Below are 23190 nucleotides of genomic sequence, written 5' to 3' on the forward strand. Positions count from 1 at the left end.
CAAAAATTGCTAGCCATTTTTTATTATTTAAAATATCATATTAGCTAATCTAATCTTACCATATCTATTTATATAATATTCTTTTAACTTAATAATTAACTTCAAATGGCTGTATTTCGCTAATTGAAAGATATTTGTTGGATATAGCAATTCCTTCTCCTTTGCGAAGCACTTGCATTACTGGTGCAATATGTTTTCCATTATATTCATTAGCTGGTACATAAGAATTTACATATGCCTGTGTTACTTCATATCCATTAGAACAATCATACTCTAATCCTAAAGGGCTAATCCCTCATAAATTTTTATGTTTTTCTTCTAAGACATGAGCATAATCTGCAGTATATAGCCCATTAAAGTCTCTTGGTAATTCTACCTTCAACAATATATTACCTACATGCTTTTTCGTCATCTCAAATGCCAAATCACTAAAATAATAATCATCTGTTAACCATTTTGGTAATGGTTCAAGAAATCCCTCAATAAGATAACAGTCATTAAACTCTTGAGGTATGTTGGGACAGCTTACCCTTCTATGGGCAAACAATCCATTACCTGAGGAGAATATTTTATCTAAGTATTCAACATAAGTATAATGATAGAATGTAATACAATTTTTATTAAATTCTACGTTATTAGGCTGTATTTTAAACCCATTATCTCCTAGATACAATCCTCTGTTATTAATAAACAATTGACTCAACCTCATAATTCTTCTCTCCTATTAAATATTATCTAATTATCTACGTTCTTCTGCACTATAAAAATCGCTTAAAAACTATAGCTTCTTTACATATTAATTATAATATTAAGTTCATATTTATACTAAAAAATTCAGAGCAGCTGCTCTGAATTATCTTAGATCTCTCCACCATAAGTAGAGCTTAAAACTAACATACTATATAAACTATTTTCATCACAAATCAAAAATCTTAATCTAAGTTTTAGGAACACCTAAATATATACTACTATTCTCCTAAAGTCAATTTTTATTTAAATAAATAAATTTTATATTTATTAATGCTGTGCATACTGAAGCTTATATAAATTGCTATATAAACCGTCTTTTACAAGAAGCTCTTCATGATTTCCAACTTCTCTGATTTTTCCTTTATGGAGAACTATGATCTTATCTGCATTTTTAATTGTTGAGAGTCTATGAGCAACAATTATAGTTGTTCTTCCTTCTGTCAGTTTTCCTAAAGCATCTTGAATCAAACTCTCTGTTTCTGTGTCTATATTTGCAGTTGCTTCATCCAAAACTAATATAGGCGGATTAAAAGCTAATGCTCTCGCAAAAGCAACTAGTTGACGCTCTCCTTGAGAAAAAGTAGAACCTCTCTCATTTACAGGAGCATCATATTTCTCTGGAAGCTTTTCTATAAATATATTAGCATTAACATATTCACATGCTCTTATAACTTCTTCATCACTAATACTATCATTATTTAGTCTAACATTACTCTTAATGTCACCAGTAAATAAGAATACATCCTGCAATACTGTTGCTAGATTTCTTCTCAAGTCTTCTTTTCTCATAGTTTTTATATTTATGCCATCAATTAATATCTCACCTTTTTGGATATCATATAATCGACTTATTAAGCTTATTATTGATGTCTTTCCTGCCCCAGTAGCGCCTACAAAAGCAATAGTTTCTCCTATATTTATTTTAAAACTTACATTTCTAAGCACCCAATCTTCATTATTATAGGCAAACCAAACATTCTTAAATTCTATTTCTCCTTTAAACCTCTGTACTTCTACTGGATTTTCTGAATTTTTAATTGTAGTATCAGTATCTAAAAGCATAAATATTCTTTCAGATGATGCCATAGCAGATTGCATGATATCAAACTTCTCAGAAAGATCAAAAATTGGCTGAAAAAATTGTTGAATATAGCTGACAAAAGCATATAGTACTCCTATATTAATATCAGCGTTTAAAACTGCTTTTCCCCCTGCCCAAATCAATATAGCTAATGCTATTTGATATATAAAATCCATAACTGGCCTAAATATAGCGAATACTTTAATTTGCTTCATGGCAGCTTCAGAGTAAGAGGTATTTATATCATCGAATTCTCTATACTTTTTATCTTCCTTGCCATAAATTTGAACTATCTTCATACCACTTATATTTTCAGCCAAAGATGAGTTTATTCTTGAAAGTCTAGCTCTAACTTTTCTATAGGCCTCTCTATCATATTTCTTAAATATATATGACACTAATATAATTAATGGCAATGTAACTATTGTTATAAGTGCTAACTTTACATCTAATAAAAACATAGCAATTATTATTCCTGTAATTAAGAAAAAATCTTTAAATAAATATACTAATACTGAAGTATACATTTCATTTAAAGTTTCTACATCATTAGTAACCCTTGTAACTAATCGTCCTACAGGATTTTTATCAAAAAATGATAGTGATAGTCCTTCTACATGTCTAAACACAGTATCTCTTATATTATATACAATTTTTTGACCTGTATATTGTAATATGAAAATTTGAATATAATTTAATATAAATATTAATATTGAAATAACTAATATATATAGCGCCTTTCTACTTACAGATAAAAGGCTATTACTTCGTAAAGTCTTAACTTCTTCCTTAGAAATCTTATAGGCTGAATAAGTATTTTCTCCTTGTATTAATCTTTCTCCATCTATGTTGTAGGGAGCATTCTCCTTTATCTCTCCATCTATTACATAAGCTTTTTTATCATCATATATTAAGGAAGCTCTTTTACCGTCTAAAGAATGATTGTTAACTACATAAAAACCATCCCTTATTTTTATACTATTATTTACTGCTTTCTCTGTAATTATATAAGATGATTTATCTGGATTTATATCATTATCTATAGTACTTTTAATAATATATGGCCTTAGTAAGTCTAAACAAGTTACTATAAACATTATTACTATAACACCTAATATATGGAGTTTGTATGGCTTTGCAAATTTAAGGAGTCTTTTCATGAGTTTTGAGTCATATTGTTTCATCAAACTTTCTTCTTCTAAATTAAAATTTTCCATGATTATACCTCCTCCGCCATAATTGCTTGTTCAATTTGTTGCTTTTCATAAATATCCTTATAAATACCTTCTTGATTCTTAAGTTCATCATGCTTACCCCTTTGCACAATTTCACCTTCATCTAATACAATAATTTGATCTGCTTCTTTAACCGCTGAAATTCTATGAGAAATTATTATAGATGTTTTATTTTTCATTATGTCATTGAGGTTCTCTAATATTTTTACTTCAGTTTTAGCGTCAACTGCTGATAGGCAATCGTCTAATATTAAAAGTTCAGGATTTTTAATTAATGCCCTTGAAATAGAAATTCGCTGTTTTTGCCCTCCTGATAAAGTTACACCTCTTTCTCCAACCATTGTTTTAAATTCTTCTGGAAAATCTATAATATTCTCATATATATCTGCATTTTTAGTAGCTTCATAAACCTGCTCCATATCTAACTTATCAAATGCCAAATTTACATTTTCTGCAATAGTGGTAGAAAATAAAAATGGATCTTGGGATACAAACCCTATACTATGCCTTAAAGTATTTAATGGAAAAATATTTATATCTTCACCTGCTATAAATATTTTTCCATTAGGTATATTATAAAGCCTCAATAAAAGATGAACTAATGTACTTTTACTACTTCCTGTACGTCCTACAATTCCTAATGTTTCTCCTTCTTTTATATTAACACTTATATTCTTAAGTGCAGGGTAAGTAGCCTTTGGATAAATAAAGGTCAAATCTTTAATTACTATATCTCCTTTTATTGATTTAACTTCATGAACATATTTATCAATAATTTCAGGCTTTTGGTTTAATATTTCCTCAACTCTTTCTAAGGATGCAAAACCTCTTTGAAGTACATTAATTACCCATCCAACTGCCATCATTGGCCATACTAAATTTCCTAAATACATATTAAATGCTACAAATTCACCTAAGGATATGTCCCCCAGAATAACAAATGCTCCTCCCACTGCAACTAATACCACAAAACTTAATGAGGAAATAAGTTCTATCAGTGGAGAGAACACACCCCATATTCTTATAAAATCCATATTTGCTTCAAAATTATTCTGATTTTCCTCAGCGAATCTTTCAAATTCTTTTTCCTCTTGTACAAAAGACTTAATAATTCTAATTCCCGAGAAATTTTCTTGAACTAAATCAGTAAGTTTTGAAAAGCATTTTTGAACTCTCATAAATTTTCTGTGTATTTTCTTACCGAACTTTCGTGATATAAGTGCAACAAAGGGTAATGGAAGCAATGCTAATAAGGTTAATTTTACATTTATGCTTAGCATTATAAATAAAGTAGCTATAGTTAATACTAGTGCATCAAAAAACATTATGACACCTTGTCCTAGTGCCATTCTTATAGCATTTAGGTCATTGGTAGCTAGTGCCATTAAATCCCCTGTCTTATTTTCATTATAAAAATTTGTTGAAAGACTTTGTAAATGCTTGAAGAACTTGCTCCTAATATCATACTCTATCATTCTAGACGTACCATTAATATAAATTCTCCACATAAAACGCCCTATAGACATAGTCACAGCTATTACCATCATATAGAGAATTGCTTTAGTGATTGTACTAGTAGTAGCACTTCCTTGTGCTAGACTATCTGTTAGATCTCCTAAAATCTTAGGTGGAATAAGCTGAGCAATATCCACTACAATTAAAAAAAGAATACCTATAAAATATCTTTTCTTGTACTTCATTGTATATTTCAATAGTGACTTCAGCTCTCGCATTAATTTGCCCCCTTTCAATTGAATATTGTTTTAAAATTTGTAATTTTCTATAAACTCCATAATATTATGCTATAATACTTTTTTATAATTTTCAATAATTTATTTCGAGTCTCGAATTTTTCACAATATTTAAATGATTTAAAACAAAAAATCCATGAAAATCATGGATTTTTAATCAGAATATAAATCATTGTATATTATTTTAAAAACTTCTAGTGCCTCTTCAATTTTACCTCTAAGAAGTTCTCTTTTATTTTCAAATTCAATTTCCCCTTCTTTAGTTAACTTATAAATTTTCTGCATTTTCTTTTTAGAATCATCCCAATGTCCTTCAACATACTTTTCCTTTTCTAATTTTTTTAATAGTGGATATATGCCTCCTGTGCTTGGAAGCCATAATCCATTAGTTTTCTCTCCAATTTGATGAGAAATATCATTACCATTTGTTGGACCTAGACTTAATATATACATAACATATATTGGCAGAAGCCCCTTTGTAAATACTTGGCCTACCGCTTCTTTTTCATTTTGTACTTTACGAAGTTCATTTAATTTTTTCTTATATTCTTCATATAATCGTTTTTCTTCTGCCTTAATATCAGGAAAGGAATTAGTCATTTAATTATTCCACCTCATAGAAAAGTACACCTAAAAAGCCTGGGCCACTATGAACTCCAGATACAGGACTTATATATCCACCGAAATTAACACTGTTTGCATTAGGATGTCTAGATATCTCATCTAGAATCCTTCTAGCTTCTTCTTCTGCTTCACCGTGAATTACGTAAATATCACATTTCTTTTTATCTAGCATCTCATTGCCTATAGCAATCATTCTATTAATAGACTGTTTTCGTCCTCTAACCTTATCATATGTTGCATAAGATCCCTCTTCATCTACATGAATAATAGGCTTTATATTCAAAAGCTCTGCAATAGTTCCTGCAACCTTTCCTATTCTTCCACCTCTTTTTAGATACTCTAAAGTTCCAACTACAAAGAAGGCATGCGCTCTTTTTTTTATTTCAGGTAGTTTTTTAACTACTTCGTCAAAACTCATACCTTTTTCTATCATTTTAGCTGCTTCTAAAATAATAACTGACTCTCCATAAGATATAAGTTTTGAGTCAAACACATGAGTTTTTATAGAAGGATATTCTTCACTTACTAACTTTAATGCATTGTATATTCCTGATAATTTACTAGACAAAGTTACTGCAATGGCATGAGTATATCCTTCTCTTTCTAGTCTTTGAAAAACCTCCTCCATATCTTTCATTGAAGGCAATGACGAAGTAGGGACTTCCTTTTCAAATGATTTATATATTTCTTGAGGAGTTATTTCTACTCCATCTCTAAATTCTCTATCTTTAAAAATAATTCTAAAAGGTAGAACTATTATATTATATTTATCTATCATTTCTTTATTTAAATCTGAAGTACTATCTGTAATTAATGCTATTTTTTCCAAATATATCACTCCTAAAAATCAAAATTCCATTTATTCTTACTTAATAATATTATATATCACTACTGATAGTATTATCAATAGTGATATATAATATTAAATCTAAAATAATTTTTTATAAAAAATAAGGTAGTCCATATTTATCCCACAAACTGCCTTATTAGGCTAATGAAATATAATTACTATCCTCTTTAAGGTACACTCCAACTATACTCCATGTATATTTATTATATCCAAATTTAGAAAATAATATATACAACAATGAAATCATAGCTATAGTACAATAAACCTAGCAATATGTTTATATTTTTTCATAACGCAGCCACCTAAAATTTGTAATTTTTTATGTTTATTTGTTTTATAATTATGTTATAATACATAAAATCACATTTTACAATTATATTTATTATTATAGTATTTTTGCTTTTAAATTTTTAATCCTTAGCAGTGAAAATAGCTTAAATGCATTAGAGTGCATTTAAGCTATTCTTTCTTGTTATGGATACATATTCACAAATACAAGTGAAAGAACTTGTACCTTCAAAGTTTGTGAAAGTAATTATTTGTTGTTTATAACTACTTAAACTATTAAGTGAATTTAAACCTATATTTTTCTAATCATAACTTTTTAATTAAATTTATTAAGCAAGCTGATTTTATTATTTTTTATATTCAGAATTTTTATTAGGTATTTTACAGTTAAATACCTTTACATTTCTATATGTATATACTATAACTTATTGTGCTTCATAAAACACTACCGCTATAAACCCCGGTCCACTATGTACTCCAGATACTGCACTTACATATCCACCAAAATAAGCTCTATTTATATTAGGATGTTTCTCATATTCAGCTAAAAGCTTTCTAGCTTCTTCTTCTGCTTCACCATGTATAATGTATACATCTTGCTTATTCTTATCTAATAATTCATTTCCAATTGATAACATTCTACTAATAGACTGCTTCCTACCTCTTACTTTATCCCGAGTATAATAATGACCTTTATCATCAACTGATATTATTGGCTTTATATGTAAAAGCTCTGCTATTGTTCCAGCAACTTTTCCTATTCTTCCACCCTTTTTTAGATACTCTAATGTACCAACTACATAAAAACCAGTTGCTTTCTTTCTCATCTCTGGTAACTTAGCAACTACTTCATCAAAGCTTGTCCCACTTTTTATCATTTCAGCACACTCCATAGCTATTGCTCCATGTGCATAAGAAATTATTTTTGAATCAAAGACATAGCTTTTTATAGTTGGATGATTTTCACTTGCAAGTTTAACAGCATTATAAAGTCCTGATAATTGACTAGATAATGTGATTATAATAGCATGAGTATAGTTTTCACTTTCTAACTTTTTAAATGTATCTTCCATATCTTTCATTGATGGCAAAGAAGATGTTGGTATTTCTTTATGTAGATTTTCACATATTTCCTTCGTTGTTATATCTACTCCATCACTAAACTCTCTGTCCTTATATATAATTCTGAAGGGAAGCATATTTATATTATATTTTTCTACAAATTCTTTTGATAAATCACTCGAGCTATCTGTTATTATTGCAATTTTTTCCAATATTAATCACTCCTTAAACTTAAAGTCGTAATACATTATATATCACTATTGATAGTTATATCAATAGTGATATATGTCAAAAAAGATAAATTTTTTAAAATTAACAAATTAATTAGAAAATTTAATTTAAAGTTAACAATTATTAATAATAATTGATACACAAATCTACTAGAAAAATAAAAGCTTTAGTAATACTTAGATTACTAAAGCTTTTATTTTAACACTTAAATTAAATATAATAATTTATCTGTTTAAAGGAAATTTTATAATAAATTTTAGTAAATGTCCATACTTTAATTTAAATATTAAAGTTAAAAATATAATTTTTTATAAATATTATATTTTAATCTATTATAGTGTACCTAAAAAGAAAGTTAATATATTAATTATCATATCTGCAGATGTACCACTTTTAAATTTACTCTATACATTCATAGAATTGTGCTATTAAATTGTTTAAGTTTACATTAATATGAAATTGAGAATTAACTATTGACAATGGACAATTATGGTGAATTCTCAGCAAAGCATGAGAATTTTTAAACTGATTAATTTACAGAACTAATTAAAGTTATCTTTATATGCTAATAAAAATAATAAACTTTTATTAGAAAACAGTTAAAAGCTATGCTTTTCAACTAAACTTTTAAAGAAATTAATTTATAAAAATTAATTTCAACCACAATTGTCAATTGTCCATCCATTAAAGTTGTTGATTAAAATATTTAATATCATAATTATTAGTTATAAATTAACTTTCAGGTAGTTTATCTATATATAATCTTTATATCCATAATGCAATTTTAAAATATTAACCAATTTCTTAAAATCATTTTTAAATTTCTTTTTTTATACTTTCGTAAAGCTCTTCTTCACTGTCCGCTTCTATAAGTTTTCCATTAACTCTAGTGATTAATTTTCCCCCCACATTTATCACAAGCACCTATACATTTATTTAAGGTAGTCTTATGTTCAGGAAAATATTTTTTTATTTTTTCCATTACTCTTTCATGACCTTCATTGTAACCACAAAAACTTATTTTATTTTCTCCCATTTTTCTTCTCCTCTAAATAATGAAAAATATAGTTAAAGTCAATATTTCAACTAACTCATTTATTGCTCCTAAAGTGTCTCCTGTTAATCCATTTATTTTATGTTCACAAAGTTTATTAAATAATAAAGTTATAATAATTGCAGTAAAAGTTAAAATTACTATATCTTTAGGGCTAATAAATATAAATTGTAATAATAAACATATTACAGCTGTCAATACTATATTTGTAGTTTCTATATTTCCAATAAATATGTTACCTGTACCTGTAGATTTAGCATTTTTCCCCATTGTAGCTAATAACACCACCGAAAATCTTGCTATGATAGGTGCTACAATTATTATTTCAGGCACATATGAATCTATTGCTAATTTTATCAAATTGTATTTAAATAATAAGTCTAGAATTATAGCTACACAAGAATATACTCCTATTCTACTATCTTTCATTATGTCAATAATTTTTTCCTTACCACCCTTGAAAGCAAAAAAACCATCACAAACATCACCTAAACCATCTAAGTGTAACGCCCCTGTAAGAAGCACAAAGGTTAATACTACAAAAATGGCTGTTATACTAGAAGGTAGATATCTATTTAGTAATAAATATACTAAATATTGAATCCCTCCTACTATAAAGCCTATTATTGGAAAAAACATAGCTCCTCTTCTAAAATTTTCATTACTACAGTCTAATTGAAGATTAACAGGTATTCTAGTAAAAAATTGGATATATAGTAAAAAATCATTTATATATTTTTTCATAACTTACTCCTAACTTAAGCATCTTCAAAAAAATAACTAGTCAGTATACTAGTCTATTTTATTTCAAGTGTCTTATTTTAATCTTAATGGTAATCCACAGGTTACAAAATAAACTTCATCAGAAAGCTTTGCTATAAATTGATTGGTAAAACCTGCTATATCTCTATAAATTCTGCTCAATTTATATTCAGGCACTAATCCACTTCCCACCTCATTAGTAACCATAACTAAAACCTTATTTTTTTCTTTAGCCATTAAAATAAGCTTTTCAAATTCTTTTTTAATATTGTCTTGTATTCTATCTACTTCTTCCATGGCTATGTTATCAAAATCTAATTCTTTATCAAATAACAAATTAGTTACCATTATTGTTACACAATCTAATAATATATTTGGTTCTTCTATATTTTCTATAGCTTTATGTAAATCTCTATATCCCTCATAAGTTCTCCACTTTTGATTTCGTCCTTTTTTGTGTTTGCCTATTCTATTTTTCATTTCATTATCTGTTACTATGGCTGTAGCTATATATAATACATCATCTCTCTCATCAAAAATATTTTCTGCATAATTACTTTTACCACTTCTACTGCCTCCTGTAACTAATATTACTCTACTCATTTGATACACCTTACTTTCCTTACAAAAATTTATTATGAATTATTCCATCTAAAAATAAATTTTCATATTCATATTTTATAATTGAAATATCTCCATTTCTTGAAGAAAACTTCCAAAATAAATCCATATTTTCATTCATAATATAAGAGTATATAGCCCTTATTACGCCACTATGAGTTACAACTAATACATTATCACAGGTTAAGTTTAATATATCTTTTAAAAAGTCAGACGCTCTATTGTATAGTTCTATATAGCTCTCTCCACTAGGTGGTACAAAGCCCTTCCAATCTTTTTCCCATATATCACATTCTTTAGGATAAAACTTTAAAAGTTCTTCATAACTTTTCCCTTCAAACTCTCCAAAGTTAGTTTCATTTATTCTTTTGTCTATAACTATTTTATTATTTTTTTCTAACTTTTTAAATCTTTCACTTAGTATTATCTTAGAAGTCTCATAGGTTCTTTTTTTGTTACTTAAATAAACCATGTCTAAGTCAATTTTCTTAAAAAAAGCACTTAATTTCTTTGATTCAATTATTCCTTTTTCCGTTAACCCTTCATCTATTGTACCATAAAATACTTTGTTTTTATTTTGAATAGTTTCACCATGTCTCACTAAATATATGTTCATATCTACACCCCTACATGTATTTATATATAGATATACCAGCTCTAAAATTAATATATATGTGAAAATAATTGGTATTTCTTAGTATTATAATTGAAACTATTGAATTCATAATTCGCAGTTCACAATTCACAATTGTGGAAATTTCTCAGCAAAAGCTGAGAAATTTAAAATTATTTATTTTTGAAGTGATACAATCACTTATGCAATTGAAAATTGACTATTAACAATGGAGAATTGTTGAAACTTCCCTTTTACAAGAGAAGTCTTCAATTAATTTCTTTTTAAAGTGACACGGTCACTTTTATTAAAAAATCTNNATTAGTTTGATTAAAACTAATTTCCACCTTAACTGTCAATTGTCCATTATCACTTCTCAATTAATTAAAGTTTAGCTATACATTAATTTTTAAGATAGTTTATCTATACATATTTTATATTACTTTTTTTCTATATAAAAAACAACATTAAAGGTAGAAAACTATAATTTATTATTAAAAAATCGTGACAAAGCCACGATTTTTAATGAAAAATTATAGTTAATACTATCTACAGTTATTATATATTTTATATTGATAATTACTTCATACTATTGTATATAGTTTCTAAATTATACTTCATAGCTTCTATATAGCCTAGTCCATCTTCACTACTATGAAGTGTATATATTTTTTCAGTTTTCCCATTCACTTCACGAGCTAGTGTTTCTGATATTTGAGGACTAACTAAATTTTCAACGAAAACTGTAGTTATATTTTTCTCCTTACATAAATCAGTTAACTCTTTAAGTTGTTTAGGGGATGGCTCTCCTTCTGCAAATACTCCTTCAATACTATATTGATTTAATCCAAAGTCTCTACATAAGTATCCAAAGGTTTCATGACCAGTGACAAAATTTTTATTTGAAATTTGCTGAAATTTAGTACTGTAATCATTATATAACGCCTCAAGTTTTCCGCTAAATTCATTATAATTTTTTTCATAATAATCCTTATTATCACTATCTACTTCTATCAGTTCATTTTTTATATTGTTAGCTTGGAGTTTTGCCATGTTTAAACTAAGCCATAAATGAGGATCGTAAGCGCCGTGTTCATGCTCTCCTTCTTTATGATCCCCTTCTTCAATTTTAATAAACTCTCCACCTTTAGATGTATCTACAACTTTTAACTTATTATTATTTATAACTTTTAGAACATCATCTTTCCAATGTTCCATATCTAATCCATTTAAAACTAATAGATCTGCTTTTTCTAAGTTCTCTAAATCTTTTGCTTTAGGTTCGAAATCATGTGGTTCCACTCCATCTGGAACAATAGTATATACATCTATCTTTTCTTTTCCTATTTCCTTAGCAAATTCATTCATTGCATAAAAGCTAGTTACTACTTTTATTTTATCATTTTTTTCTGTATTGATATTATTATCTTTCTTATTGCATCCTATTAAAGTCACAGAGAGCATCAATACCAATATATAAGTAATAAATTTTTTCACTATAAAAACACACCTTTCAATCGAAAATGATTTGCATTTGCACACATTTGCTTATTATAGTATAATTAACAAGCTTTGTAAATATAAAAATATATTCTATTGCAAATTATTTGCATTTACATTATTATTATATTATACATCTTTAATAATGTAAATTATTACAAGATAAATATATAAAAAGAATTTAAAAATTTCTACTAAACTAACTATTTTTAAGATATTTAGCTTATTTTATGAAAATTAATATTCTATATATGTTTTAAGATATAAACTCTGTATTACATTCAATTATTTTTAATTAATTTGTATATTAAGCGCTATTTAATTATTATCAATAAAAATATATTTTATTCAAATTTCCTTTTATTGTTATTAAAAGTTCTTAGGTGGATAAGATTATAGAAGTACATAGTTAAGTTTAGTAAAAGGAGATTAAATATGATAAAAATAAATAATTTGAGTTTTTCCTACAATAATATTAAACCTTATATGATAGACAATCTAAATCTTCATATAGAAAATGGTAGCTATGTTTCCATAATAGGCGAGAATGGTAGTGGCAAAACCACTATAGTAAAACTAATACTTGATATTTTAAAACCAATTAAAGGAACTATATCAATTAACTCAAAAAATATAGGATATGTCCCCCAAAAAATAGATGGTTTTAATTCACAATTTCCTATAACTGTATATGAGGTTTTAAATGTACATAGAAAAACCCTTAAAATAACTGATAAAAAAGTTATAGATGAGTCACTTAAAGCTGTTAATATGGAAAAATATAAAAATTCTCTAATAGGGGGACTTTCAGGAGGACAACAACAAAAAATTTTCATTGCTAGAGCTATTATGGGGCAATGTGATTTGCTAATATTAGATGAGCCTTCTACAGCTTTAGATGAAAAGAGCATATCAGATTTATATAAATTAATTAAACACTTAAATAAACTCCATAATATTACCATACTTTCCATAGAGCATAATATAAAAATGGCTTTAGAAAACTCTTCTCATATATACTCCATGGATAATGGCAATGGTGTACTATATGACATTAAAGAATATAAAGAAAAATTTGATTTAAATTAGGAGGCTATTATGTTTCAATATGAGTTTATGCAAAATGCTTTTACAGCTGCTGTATTTATTTCTATTTTATGCCCTTTAGTTGGCGTATTTTTAGTACTTAAAAGATATTCAATGATGGGTGATACCTTAGCTCACAGTTCTTTTGCAGGAGTAGCTATAGGTCTAGTTACAGGATATAGCCCTATACTTTGTGCATTTATATTTACTAGTATATGTGGATTATTAATTGAACTATTAAGAAATTATTATAAAAAGTATGCAGAACTAATTCTACCTATAGTTTTAACCTTAAGTATAGGAATTGGTATTACTCTCGTTAGTATGGGAAAGACAAATGCTAATATAAATTCATTTTTATTTGGAAGTATTCTAACTGTAACCAAGGATGATTTGTTTATTATGCTAGTATTGAGTATTATTTCAATTTTAGTTCTATATAAGCTATATAATAAATTAGTTTATATAACCTTTGACGAAGAAGGTGCAAAGGTAGCTAACATCAGAGTAAAACTTATAAACTACGTTTTTGCACTATTGGTAGGTGCCACTATCTCTGTTTCTATAAGAGTCATGGGAATATTAGTTATGTCTTCAATGATAGCTCTTCCTGTTGCAACTGCTCTTCAGCTTAATAAAGGTTTTAAAAAGACTATGATTTTTTCAATATTTTTTGGCTTTATAGATATTATTTTAGGGCTTATTTCCTCATATTATTTAAACTGTGCTCCAGGTGGTACAATAGCCTTAATTTCCGTATTTATTCTTGTTATAATTATAATATTTAAAAGCTTTAGAAGATAAATATGTATTTCTCATGAAATACATATTTTTTTATTTCCTATATTTTTAAAACTAAAATATAGGAAATAAAAGGAATTCTCCCCTTAAAATACTGAATCTATATCTATTAATGTATCTACCTCTTCCTAATCTATCTTTTCTCATTATACCTTCCTTAATAAATCCACATTTCTCATAGCTTTTTATAGCATTTATATTATCATAGTCTACTCTTAACCATATTTTTTTCTAGTTGAAAATCATTAAATCCTATTTGTAGCATATTTTTTATTGCTAAGCTTCCATAACCTTTACCTAAAAAGTTTTTATCTCCTATAGCAACACTTAGTTCAGCATTCTTATTCACATTGTCAAAATTCTTTAAATCTATCCATCCAATATGTTTTCCTTCTTCTATCATTATTGCTTTTTGATAGTACCCATTTTCATGAGTCATACAACGTCTAATCCATTCTTCAGTTTCCTCTCTTGTAAATGGTGTATATTTATCTGGAGTAATTAGAAATTTTGTTACATCTTTATCTAATGACCATCTATGTATAGATATCCCACTCCTAAATTTAACCTATGTCTGAAAATAATTAACATTTATTGGTATTACCACTAAAACTACTAAATTCAAAATTCAGAGTTCACAATTTCGCATATTTCTCAGTGGTAACTGTGAAATTTAGAATTGATTAACCGTAGCGGCGAACAGTGTTCGCCATATATTATTGAATAAATATTAAACTATAAGACGTATTAAAAAAACTGACAAACACTGTTCATCCCTACAATAAAACACCAGCAATTGTATTGCTAGTTAAAAAATCCATTAAAGAAATTATTTTGATCAAAAATAATTTTCACCTTAATTTTGCATTGTGAATTGTAAATTAAAATACCATAGAGATATGCATTAAGTTTTAATGTAGTTTATCTATACATCTATCTTCTACATCTTCAATTTTAAAATCTATTAAATAAATAAGGACTACTATAAAATATATTTTATAGTAGTCCTTATTTATTATTTTAATCTTGCAGTTAAAAACATTGTTTTCATGCCCAAAGCAGTAAATTTTCCTTCATATTCTGTTATAACATTGTCCTTAAAATCACTATTATGAAGATCATAGGTTATATATTCTATTTCAAAACCACTTTCTTTAAAGTACTCTATTGAATCTTTAAAAAGTCCTGTATCATCAGTTTTAAACCAAATTTCTCCACCTTTTTTAAGAAATTTCTTATACTGTGCTAAAAATTTAGTATGAGTTAATCTTCTTTTATTATGTCTCTCTTTTGGCCAGGGATTACAAAAATTAATATAGATTTTATTTATTTCATCCTTATCAAAAACATTATCTATTAACATGATGTTTAAGGGCATTAATCTAACATTTATATCTTTATCTAGTATGTTTTCATCAACCCTAGCTTCCTTAACTTTTCTTAAGGCATAAACTAAAACTTCATCTTTTAAATCTATTCCCACATAGTTAATATTAGGATTCATTTTTGCTCTATTTGTAATATGTCCTCCCCTGCCACAACCTAATTCTAAATGTATTTCATTATTGTTTTCAAATTCTTCTTTCCACTTTCCTTTGTGGTCATATTGATTGAAAACAACTACTTCACTACTTTGCATTTCTGGTCTTGCCCAATGCTTTTTTCTTAAGCGCATATATTCCTCTCCTTATGTATAACAAAATATTAAATTTTTAATCCCACTAAATTACCTAAAAATGAAAATAGGTATTCTGCTGGCATTTGAACTAAATAGGTCAGCAATGACCTTCCACCACCAAGTATAGGCGCAATTAATAATATAAAAATAATTAATTGATATCCATATATTTTATCTGATATTTTATAAAATTGACGCGGAAATAAATCTTTTAATATATGAAATCCATCAAAACCTGGTATAGGAATTAAATTTAAAAACAACCAGAAACAATTATAATAAGCTGTTAAATACACTATTGTATTTATAATTGAAGTTAAGTTAGACTTTGGAAGTATCTTTCCTAATATTGCTAATACAATTATAGCTACAATTGAGCATGCTAAATTTGCTAATGGCCCTGCTATAGATATCTTCAAATCATCCTTATAATAATTTTTTAAGGCATTTGGATTTACTTGCACTGGCTTAGCCCAACCAAATCCCCAAAATAAAATCATGAAAAAGCCTAAAAAATCTATATGTGCAAAAGGATTTAATGTTAATCTACCTTGATATTTAGGGGTATTATCTCCTAATTTAACTGCAACCCTTGCATGAGCATATTCATGAAAAGTAAATGCAACTAATATTGCTGGTATCATTAATACTTTTCCTAACAAATCAATTCTCATTAGAACGTCCCCTTTCTACTTGTAATCAAGAAAAATTGATTATCCCTATAATTATATCAAAATAATCTACTATAGAGAATATCTTATAAAAAATATTTTTTTACACTATAAAGATATTAATATATGCCCTATTAATATAACCTTATTTCAAATTTATAAATGATTTTAATTTTTAAATGTAGATGCTATAACTTAATTTAGAGGTTAAATTTATCTGTAGTAAAACTATAAATTTATATTTGCATGAGCAATTTTAAAATATAATATTAGTAAATTTATAAATAAAGACTATGAAAATTCATAGTCTTTATTTATAGGCAATAATTTCTACATTATCTCCACTTTTGGTTACTACACCATTATTCTGAAATTGAATAAATCCACCTTCATAAATTGTTTCTTTGTTTGATTTTTGTTCTCTAACAATTTTATTATCTTTATCATGTATGTATATATTCCCTTCAGCAGAAATATATATATTTTGATTTTCTGTGGATACATCTAAAGCTATTTGCTGCCATTGTGAAGTATCTTCGGTAATACATCCATAAAATATCTTATTAACTAAACCGTTTTCTAATCCACCTATATAAATTTTATCCTCATCATCTCTACCTAATATGGTAATTCGCTCATATTCTGGGAAATATAATACCTCACTAGTTTGGGATGAATAAACTTGATTATAAACCTCACCTTCATAAAGTAATATGTCTTCTCTTCTTAAAAGTTCCATATTGCTTATATGTCTAGGTACAGTATATGTTTTAGTCATTGTACCCATTCTATCAATTCTATATATACTACTTACATTTTCACTATCCACTATTTTCACATAAGTAAGGCCTGTGAGTGTTGATATTGCAATATCTTCTACTATTGCACTTTCTTCATTCCAATCAAACTCTTTAATTAATGATTTATCTTTCTTCTTTACATCGTAAGAATAAAGAGTTAATTTACTTGAGCCATAGTTTACAATCTTTTCAACAAATAATACCCTATTTCTATCTGGTAACCATTTATAAAAGCTCACTTCAGCATCTGGTTCAAGAGTTATTTCATCAGTTTGTCCATCTTGTACCTTGACTACTGTTAAAAGATTATTTTTTATATAGGATAAATATTTGCTATCATAAGATACTGAAACTTTCTCTACATCAGATGGAATTTTAATTTTGTTTTTTTTCTCTTCTACTTTTTCTTCTACTACTTTTTTACCCTTTATCTTACTTTCTAAACTTAAAAAATTGTTATCAATATAATAAAATCCAACACATTGAATTCCTAAAGATATAGCCATCCAAAGTGTCAATCTTTTTATTATCTTCATACTATTCTCCTTACTTATGTTATTTTTCTACATATATGGCTGAAGGAACTGCCCTTTCACCTAATGAATCTGATGGACTATTAATTACTTCTCCCTTATAATACATTGTTGAAGATGATCCACCATCCAAATTACTAGCATTATAAGCTCCATACTCATATAATACGTCTTGAGCTTCTTTTAATGTAGCTCCTATACTATTTGTTTGCCTACCATCAATAACTAATAATATTATAGCACCATCTTTTCTTTGTCCTATGGCTGTTCTTGGTGCAATTCCCCAGCCGCCATCTCCATTAGTAATTGCCTTTTGTCCATCAACTATTAATGCAGGACCAAAGCTAACTGCTTCTTTCGCTTTATGTTGTATTAACTCATTTAAACTATAGCTACCTACTAGTAGAACTCCAGCTTCAGTAATTGCTACTACTTCTCTTTGCTCATCATCACTACTTAAATCATTATATTTAACCTCACCATTACTCATTATTATACCAGTAGGCTTTGCACCAGTGCCTGTCCACAATGATCCTGTAGCTTCATCTGTAAATCCACCACCATTTATTGCTGCAATAGCGCCATTATTTTCAGCTATTTCACTGGTCGTTTGGCCTTCTATCTCTAATTTTTCACTATACCCTACTTTAACTCTTGTAGAATCATTAATAATTAATACATAACCTGTAAATTTATTGCTATTTACTTCAAATCTCTCAATGGTTTTATCATTTTTATTACTAACAATAACTTCTGTTTCCGCGTCCTTCTTTTGAGATAAATTAGTTACTGCCTGTTCTTTTAATATTTTATTAATTGTTTCTTTACTCAAAAACAACTCTGCAATCCACTGGTGACTTAGAGTTGTCATAGCTGTAGTTACAAGCGTATTTCTTACATTCTCAAAAGGTCCATAATAAGCTAAAAACGGAGCGGTTATTCCAGTAAATACTATTTGAAAAAGTATAAAACTAATTATGAATTTAATTTTACTCTTTTTCTTAACTGATTTTTTAGATTTTCTTGCGTTCATTTTAACCTTCCTTTATTAGATAATTTATAGTGAGCATCATACTATAATAAAGTGTTAAATTCCATATGTTATATAGTTTATAGTATTTTCCTTTGAAAGTCATTAGATTGTTATTAGAAATATTAATTAATTTTACCTATTTATATTTTATCATAATACTATTTACTCACATATATAGTATAAATTTGTTTCAATTCCATTACAAAAGTAAAAACACATTATATAATATCGTAGAAATTAAAAAAATTCAATTATAAAGTAGAACGTTCTACTTTATAATTGAATTAAATTCTCTGTAAATCATTAAAAAACTACAATTTTTGAGCAGCTTCAAAAGCCAACGGAGATCTCTCACATTCATCAAATTTTAAAGTTACTTGATAACAGAGTTCGCTCCCCTTCATTTTCTCTGAAGCATAACATAATCCATTTGATCTAGAATCCATAAATGGATGATCTATTTGATCCGGATCTCCTATTAAAATTAGTTTTGTCCCTATTCCTACTCTTGTTGTAATTGCTTTAATTTGTTTAGGTGAAAGATTTTGGGCTTCATCAATTATAAGCCAATTTTTCACTATAGAACGTCCTCTTAAATAAGCTACTGCTTCTGTAGTTATTATTCTTCTATCAAATAATTCTCTTATTTTATCCTGTAATTCTTTTTCATTTTTATATCGTTCTTTTTCATCAGAGTCCACCAATATCTCAAGATTGTCAAAAACAGGTCTCATAAATGGAGCTATTTTTTCTTCTTCTGTACCAGGTAAAAAACCTATTTCTTCATCCATAGTAATATTGGGCCGGCATACTAAAATTCTTCTATACTGACCTGTGTTTTCCTCTAATATTTTTTCAAGTCCTGTAGCCAAAGAAAATAGTGTTTTAGCTGTACCTGCAGGACCTTTTATTATAACTAATGGTGCTTTAGATGGCTCTGTACATAATGCTTCAAGCATAAATTTTTGACCTACATTTCTCGGAGAAATTCCCATAGGTTTAATATCTTTATAATATAATGGAACTACTTTTTTACCATCAAATCTTCCAAGTGCTGTTTGTTTAGAATTTTCCATGGAATGCATTAAAATAAATTGGTTAACATATAACTGTGGTACATAATATTCCTCTTTATCTTCATTGTAGTAAAGCATTTCTTTTATATCTAATGACTTTTTATTATAAAACTCTTCAATTTTATGTGATGGAACATAGACTTCTATTCTTCCTGTATATTGATTATAGTCTTCTGGAACTACCTTCTCATAGAAATCTTCACTTTTTATATTCACTATATCTGCTTTAATTCTTTCAAAAGTGTCCTTAGTTATTAAAATTACGTCTTCGCCCTTTTCTTTTAATCCTTTACAAAGTTGGATTATTCGATTATCTGGCTTACTTTTGTCCCAAGATATAGGAATTTCTGTATCATGATGATTCATTTCCACTCTCAAATATCCACCACAAGGCAATCTAACTCCTTTATTAAGTTGACCTTCTCCTCTAAGGGAATCGATTAATCTTGATGCTTGCCTAGCATTTGCTCCTAAATCGGTCTTATCTTTTTTAAAGTTATCTAGCTCCTCAAGCACAATTTCTGGTATTACCACGTCATTGTTTCCAAATGATAATAGTGCTGTGGATGAATACAGAATAACATTAGTATCTAAAACATAGGTCTTTTTCAAAATCTATACTCCTCCTCTCCTATACTATTAATATATGTTTTATTTGCAATAAATGAATAAATATATTATATTTTACATGGAAAAATTTTTATTATACTAATTTTCTAAATAATTATTGATAATGGATAATTTTTATTATATAATAATAGTAATCTTGAAATGAGGTTGATGATTATGTTAAATTTTACGCAAATTTTCAAGGAAAAAAAATTAAAACTTACCCCTCAGCGTATAGCTGTGTATAAGTATCTATGTTCTACTAATGAACATCCTTCAGCAGAAACAATATATAAAGCACTGCAAGAAGAATATCCTACAATGAGCCTTGCCACAGTTTATAAGGCATTAAAAGTTTTAGTATCTGTAAACTTAATTCAAGAAATTAATGTAGGTGAAGGTAACTTTAGATATGATGGCACTATTGAACCACATTCACATATTCAATGTGTTAATTGTTCAAAAGTTGATGATATTAAGGGTATATCTTTCTCTAATTTAAATGAAGAAGTTAAGAAATTTACAGATTACAGTATTTTAACAAATCAAATATATTTTTATGGATTATGCAGTGAATGTAAAGCTGATAATGAGCCAAAAGTAGAGTTAGTATAACTAACTCTACTTTTACTTTTTTAATAAATTATTCATTTCTAATGTTATAAAATAATTCTAAGTTTTTAACTTCTTCTTTACAATTCATATATTCTATGCTATCTCTTACTTTAAATTTTCTACTAATACTTTAAGTTCTAATTTTAACTAAATATAAGCTTTTCATAATCAGTGATTCTACTGCTTTATTAAAGGCTTTTAAATACATATAATACTACTTTATCTATCCTACTAAAATAATTTAACTAAATTCACTTTTTATATTTAATAAAAAAAACTTGTCCTATAAACTAATAGATCTTCATATACTTTAGTGGGGGTGACTTTGGTGAAATCAATTAAAAATTTTGTTAAGAAAAAATACAGCTATATAGCATTTATAATTATTCTTATAATCACAGCTATAATTTTTATATTAAATAAAAATAAAAATTCATTACCTACATTTTTTATAATAGACAATAATAAAATAGTTAATGAAGATTTGAATGGAGATGGATATAAAGATGCTCTTTATATAAAAACTGATGACAATAACTATCTTGTTCAAATAAATTTAAGTAATCAAATTAGTTATAGTCTAAACCCCAATAAAGATATTCTTACATTAGGTGAGCATAAAACCTATTGGCCTATGAAAGTTATACTAGAAGATGTGTCTAGAGATAATTTAAAAGAAATATTTATTCAGTCTTCTATAAATGAAAAATCTATTCAGCATATTTTTCGTTTTAATGGAGAAGGCTACGAAAATATCTACTCTTCATATTATAATATCTTAGGATTTATAGATAATAAAAATAATAAAACCCCTAAAATTGTAACTGGAAATTTTAAAAATAATGAAACTAAATTAGAAAATCATATATTTATAAATAATAAGTTTAAAACCTTTGAATATTCCTATCCTGACAATTATATAGGAAATAAGTTAATATGTGATTTTATAAACTTTATTGAAAGTTTTCCAAATATAAATACTAATATTCCCAATTATTTTAGCGCTTATATAAGTGGGAATGATCTTTCTATGGTATATCAACTTTCGTCTAAAAATACAGCCTATCACTTTCAAGATGGTTTTTTTAAAGAAATTAGTTATGATTCCCAAGATAGACCTTTAGAAGTTAAATGGACATTAAACTTTAAAGGAATTGAAAAAAATGACTATAAAGTAATTAATAATTATACTATTGATCTAATGCTAGCTAAAAAAGCTTTTGAGCGTGAATATATGATAACATCAATTAATGTAAGAAAGTAAAATATAAAACAAAAAAGGGACCATTTAAGGTCCCAAGGGGGATGGGGGGTTTAACTAAAGATGTAAAAACTTTAGTTATGGAGATTTCAACTCCTATTACATTTATAATTTTACCCAATATGTAATATTTTATTCACTAAAACAAATTTTATTTTTTCTTAATATATCAATAATTTTTATATGGAGGTATATTTATGTTTTATGATAAGGAAAAAAATAATCTTAACAAAATCGAAACACTAATTGGAGAAAATTGTAAAGTCAATGGAAATTTTTCTGGTACAGGTCTTTTAAAAGTAGATGGCATAATCGAAGGAGACGTTAATTGGGAAGACGATATAATAATAGGAGTTAATGGAGAGATAAATGGTGCAATTTATTGCAATAATGCTTTTATTAACGGTACTGTCAATGGAAATGTTAATTGCAATGATAGTTTAACTATAGAAAATCAAGGTAGAGTTAAGGGGGATATATCCATAAAAAGACTTGTCATTAATGAAAATGGATTCTTAGATGGCAAATGTACTATGGTAACTTTAAATGAAACACCTATATTTTTACCTGAAAATTAATATATTCTATATTAATTAAAAACACAC

22 protein-coding genes are annotated in these 23190 nt (G+C 27.0%); 5 read left to right on the forward strand and 17 right to left on the reverse strand.

The features are described from left to right. Nucleotides 1-295: 295 nt before the first annotated feature. The 11 genes from B3603_RS01325 to B3603_RS01375 form a co-directional block, all read right to left on the reverse strand. Complete coding sequence (locus B3603_RS01325; RefSeq protein ID WP_291559810.1) at nucleotides 296-709, reverse strand: hypothetical protein; 414 nt, start codon at nucleotides 707-709, stop codon at nucleotides 296-298. 308 nt (nucleotides 710-1017) lie between these two features. Next, nucleotides 1018-3048, reverse strand: coding sequence for an ABC transporter ATP-binding protein (locus tag B3603_RS01330; RefSeq protein WP_291559813.1), 2031 nt, complete (start codon nucleotides 3046-3048; stop codon nucleotides 1018-1020). Nucleotides 3049-3050: 2 nt separating this feature from the next. Then, nucleotides 3051-4799 carry an ABC transporter ATP-binding protein gene (locus tag B3603_RS01335; RefSeq protein ID WP_291559816.1) on the reverse strand — a complete coding sequence of 583 codons (1749 nt, stop codon included), beginning with the start codon at nucleotides 4797-4799 and terminating at the stop codon, nucleotides 3051-3053. 171 nt (nucleotides 4800-4970) lie between these two features. Beyond that, the gene (locus tag B3603_RS01340) at nucleotides 4971-5417 is read right to left on the reverse strand and encodes a PadR family transcriptional regulator (RefSeq protein ID WP_291559817.1); all 447 of its coding nucleotides are present in this window, start codon (nucleotides 5415-5417) and stop codon (nucleotides 4971-4973) included. Between the two features lie 4 nt (nucleotides 5418-5421). Continuing rightward, on the reverse strand, nucleotides 5422-6270 hold the full coding sequence (locus B3603_RS01345) for a DegV family protein (protein WP_291559819.1): 849 nt from the start codon (nucleotides 6268-6270) through the stop codon (nucleotides 5422-5424). Nucleotides 6271-7004: 734 nt separating this feature from the next. Beyond that, complete coding sequence (locus B3603_RS01350; RefSeq protein ID WP_291559821.1) at nucleotides 7005-7853, reverse strand: DegV family protein; 849 nt, start codon at nucleotides 7851-7853, stop codon at nucleotides 7005-7007. Between the two features lie 905 nt (nucleotides 7854-8758). Further along, on the reverse strand, nucleotides 8759-8908 hold the full coding sequence (locus B3603_RS01355) for a hypothetical protein (RefSeq protein WP_291559823.1): 150 nt from the start codon (nucleotides 8906-8908) through the stop codon (nucleotides 8759-8761). Between the two features lie 12 nt (nucleotides 8909-8920). After that, nucleotides 8921-9670: an adenosylcobinamide-GDP ribazoletransferase gene (cobS, locus tag B3603_RS01360; RefSeq protein WP_291559825.1), complete on the reverse strand. Its 750-nt coding sequence runs from the start codon at nucleotides 9668-9670 to the stop codon at nucleotides 8921-8923. A 72-nt stretch (nucleotides 9671-9742) separates the two neighbouring features. After that, a complete protein-coding gene (gene cobU, locus B3603_RS01365; protein WP_396153339.1) occupies nucleotides 9743-10291 on the reverse strand; it encodes a bifunctional adenosylcobinamide kinase/adenosylcobinamide-phosphate guanylyltransferase in 549 nt (182 codons plus the stop codon). 19 nt (nucleotides 10292-10310) lie between these two features. Then, complete coding sequence (locus tag B3603_RS01370) at nucleotides 10311-10925, reverse strand: histidine phosphatase family protein (protein ID WP_291559830.1); 615 nt, start codon at nucleotides 10923-10925, stop codon at nucleotides 10311-10313. A 576-nt stretch (nucleotides 10926-11501) separates the two neighbouring features. Next, entirely contained in the window at nucleotides 11502-12419 is a 918-nt protein-coding gene (locus B3603_RS01375) for a metal ABC transporter substrate-binding protein (protein ID WP_291559834.1), read from the reverse strand. A gap of 438 nt (nucleotides 12420-12857) precedes the next feature. Here B3603_RS01375 and B3603_RS01380 point away from each other — a divergent pair, with 438 nt between their 5' ends. Together B3603_RS01380 and B3603_RS01385 are read left to right on the forward strand one after the other, a co-directional pair. Continuing rightward, nucleotides 12858-13511, forward strand: coding sequence for a metal ABC transporter ATP-binding protein (locus B3603_RS01380; protein ID WP_291559836.1), 654 nt, complete (start codon nucleotides 12858-12860; stop codon nucleotides 13509-13511). Nucleotides 13512-13520: 9 nt separating this feature from the next. Further along, the gene (locus B3603_RS01385; protein WP_291559838.1) at nucleotides 13521-14312 is read left to right on the forward strand and encodes a metal ABC transporter permease; all 792 of its coding nucleotides are present in this window, start codon (nucleotides 13521-13523) and stop codon (nucleotides 14310-14312) included. Nucleotides 14313-14511: 199 nt separating this feature from the next. Here the strand turns inward: B3603_RS01385 and B3603_RS01390 are convergent, their stop codons facing one another. The 6 genes from B3603_RS01390 to B3603_RS01415 all read right to left on the reverse strand — a co-directional run bounded on the left by B3603_RS01390 (nucleotide 14512) and on the right by B3603_RS01415 (nucleotide 20712). Beyond that, a complete protein-coding gene (locus tag B3603_RS01390) occupies nucleotides 14512-14859 on the reverse strand; it encodes a GNAT family N-acetyltransferase (protein WP_349676772.1) in 348 nt (115 codons plus the stop codon). Between the two features lie 465 nt (nucleotides 14860-15324). After that, nucleotides 15325-15984 carry a tRNA (guanosine(46)-N7)-methyltransferase TrmB gene (trmB, locus tag B3603_RS01395; RefSeq protein WP_291559840.1) on the reverse strand — a complete coding sequence of 220 codons (660 nt, stop codon included), beginning with the start codon at nucleotides 15982-15984 and terminating at the stop codon, nucleotides 15325-15327. Between the two features lie 29 nt (nucleotides 15985-16013). Beyond that, the gene (locus B3603_RS01400; protein WP_291559842.1) at nucleotides 16014-16661 is read right to left on the reverse strand and encodes a site-2 protease family protein; all 648 of its coding nucleotides are present in this window, start codon (nucleotides 16659-16661) and stop codon (nucleotides 16014-16016) included. Between the two features lie 307 nt (nucleotides 16662-16968). Further along, nucleotides 16969-17994: a hypothetical protein gene (locus B3603_RS01405; RefSeq protein WP_291559844.1), complete on the reverse strand. Its 1026-nt coding sequence runs from the start codon at nucleotides 17992-17994 to the stop codon at nucleotides 16969-16971. Between the two features lie 19 nt (nucleotides 17995-18013). Further along, the gene (locus B3603_RS01410) at nucleotides 18014-19024 is read right to left on the reverse strand and encodes a phosphodiester glycosidase family protein (protein WP_291559846.1); all 1011 of its coding nucleotides are present in this window, start codon (nucleotides 19022-19024) and stop codon (nucleotides 18014-18016) included. A gap of 311 nt (nucleotides 19025-19335) precedes the next feature. Beyond that, entirely contained in the window at nucleotides 19336-20712 is a 1377-nt protein-coding gene (locus B3603_RS01415) for a PhoH family protein (protein ID WP_291559848.1), read from the reverse strand. Between the two features lie 174 nt (nucleotides 20713-20886). Between B3603_RS01415 and B3603_RS01420 the strand changes: the two genes are divergently transcribed. From B3603_RS01420 to B3603_RS01430, 3 genes are all read left to right on the forward strand, one after another. Next, the gene (locus tag B3603_RS01420; RefSeq protein ID WP_291559850.1) at nucleotides 20887-21324 is read left to right on the forward strand and encodes a Fur family transcriptional regulator; all 438 of its coding nucleotides are present in this window, start codon (nucleotides 20887-20889) and stop codon (nucleotides 21322-21324) included. Nucleotides 21325-21652: 328 nt separating this feature from the next. After that, complete coding sequence (locus B3603_RS01425) at nucleotides 21653-22588, forward strand: VCBS repeat-containing protein (protein ID WP_291559852.1); 936 nt, start codon at nucleotides 21653-21655, stop codon at nucleotides 22586-22588. 194 nt (nucleotides 22589-22782) lie between these two features. After that, a complete protein-coding gene (locus B3603_RS01430; RefSeq protein WP_291559854.1) occupies nucleotides 22783-23163 on the forward strand; it encodes a bactofilin family protein in 381 nt (126 codons plus the stop codon). Nucleotides 23164-23190: the final 27 nt, after the last annotated feature.

Source organism: Clostridium sp. UBA2485, assembly GCF_002341865.1.
Classification (GTDB): Bacteria; Bacillota; Clostridia; order Clostridiales; family Clostridiaceae; genus Clostridium_J.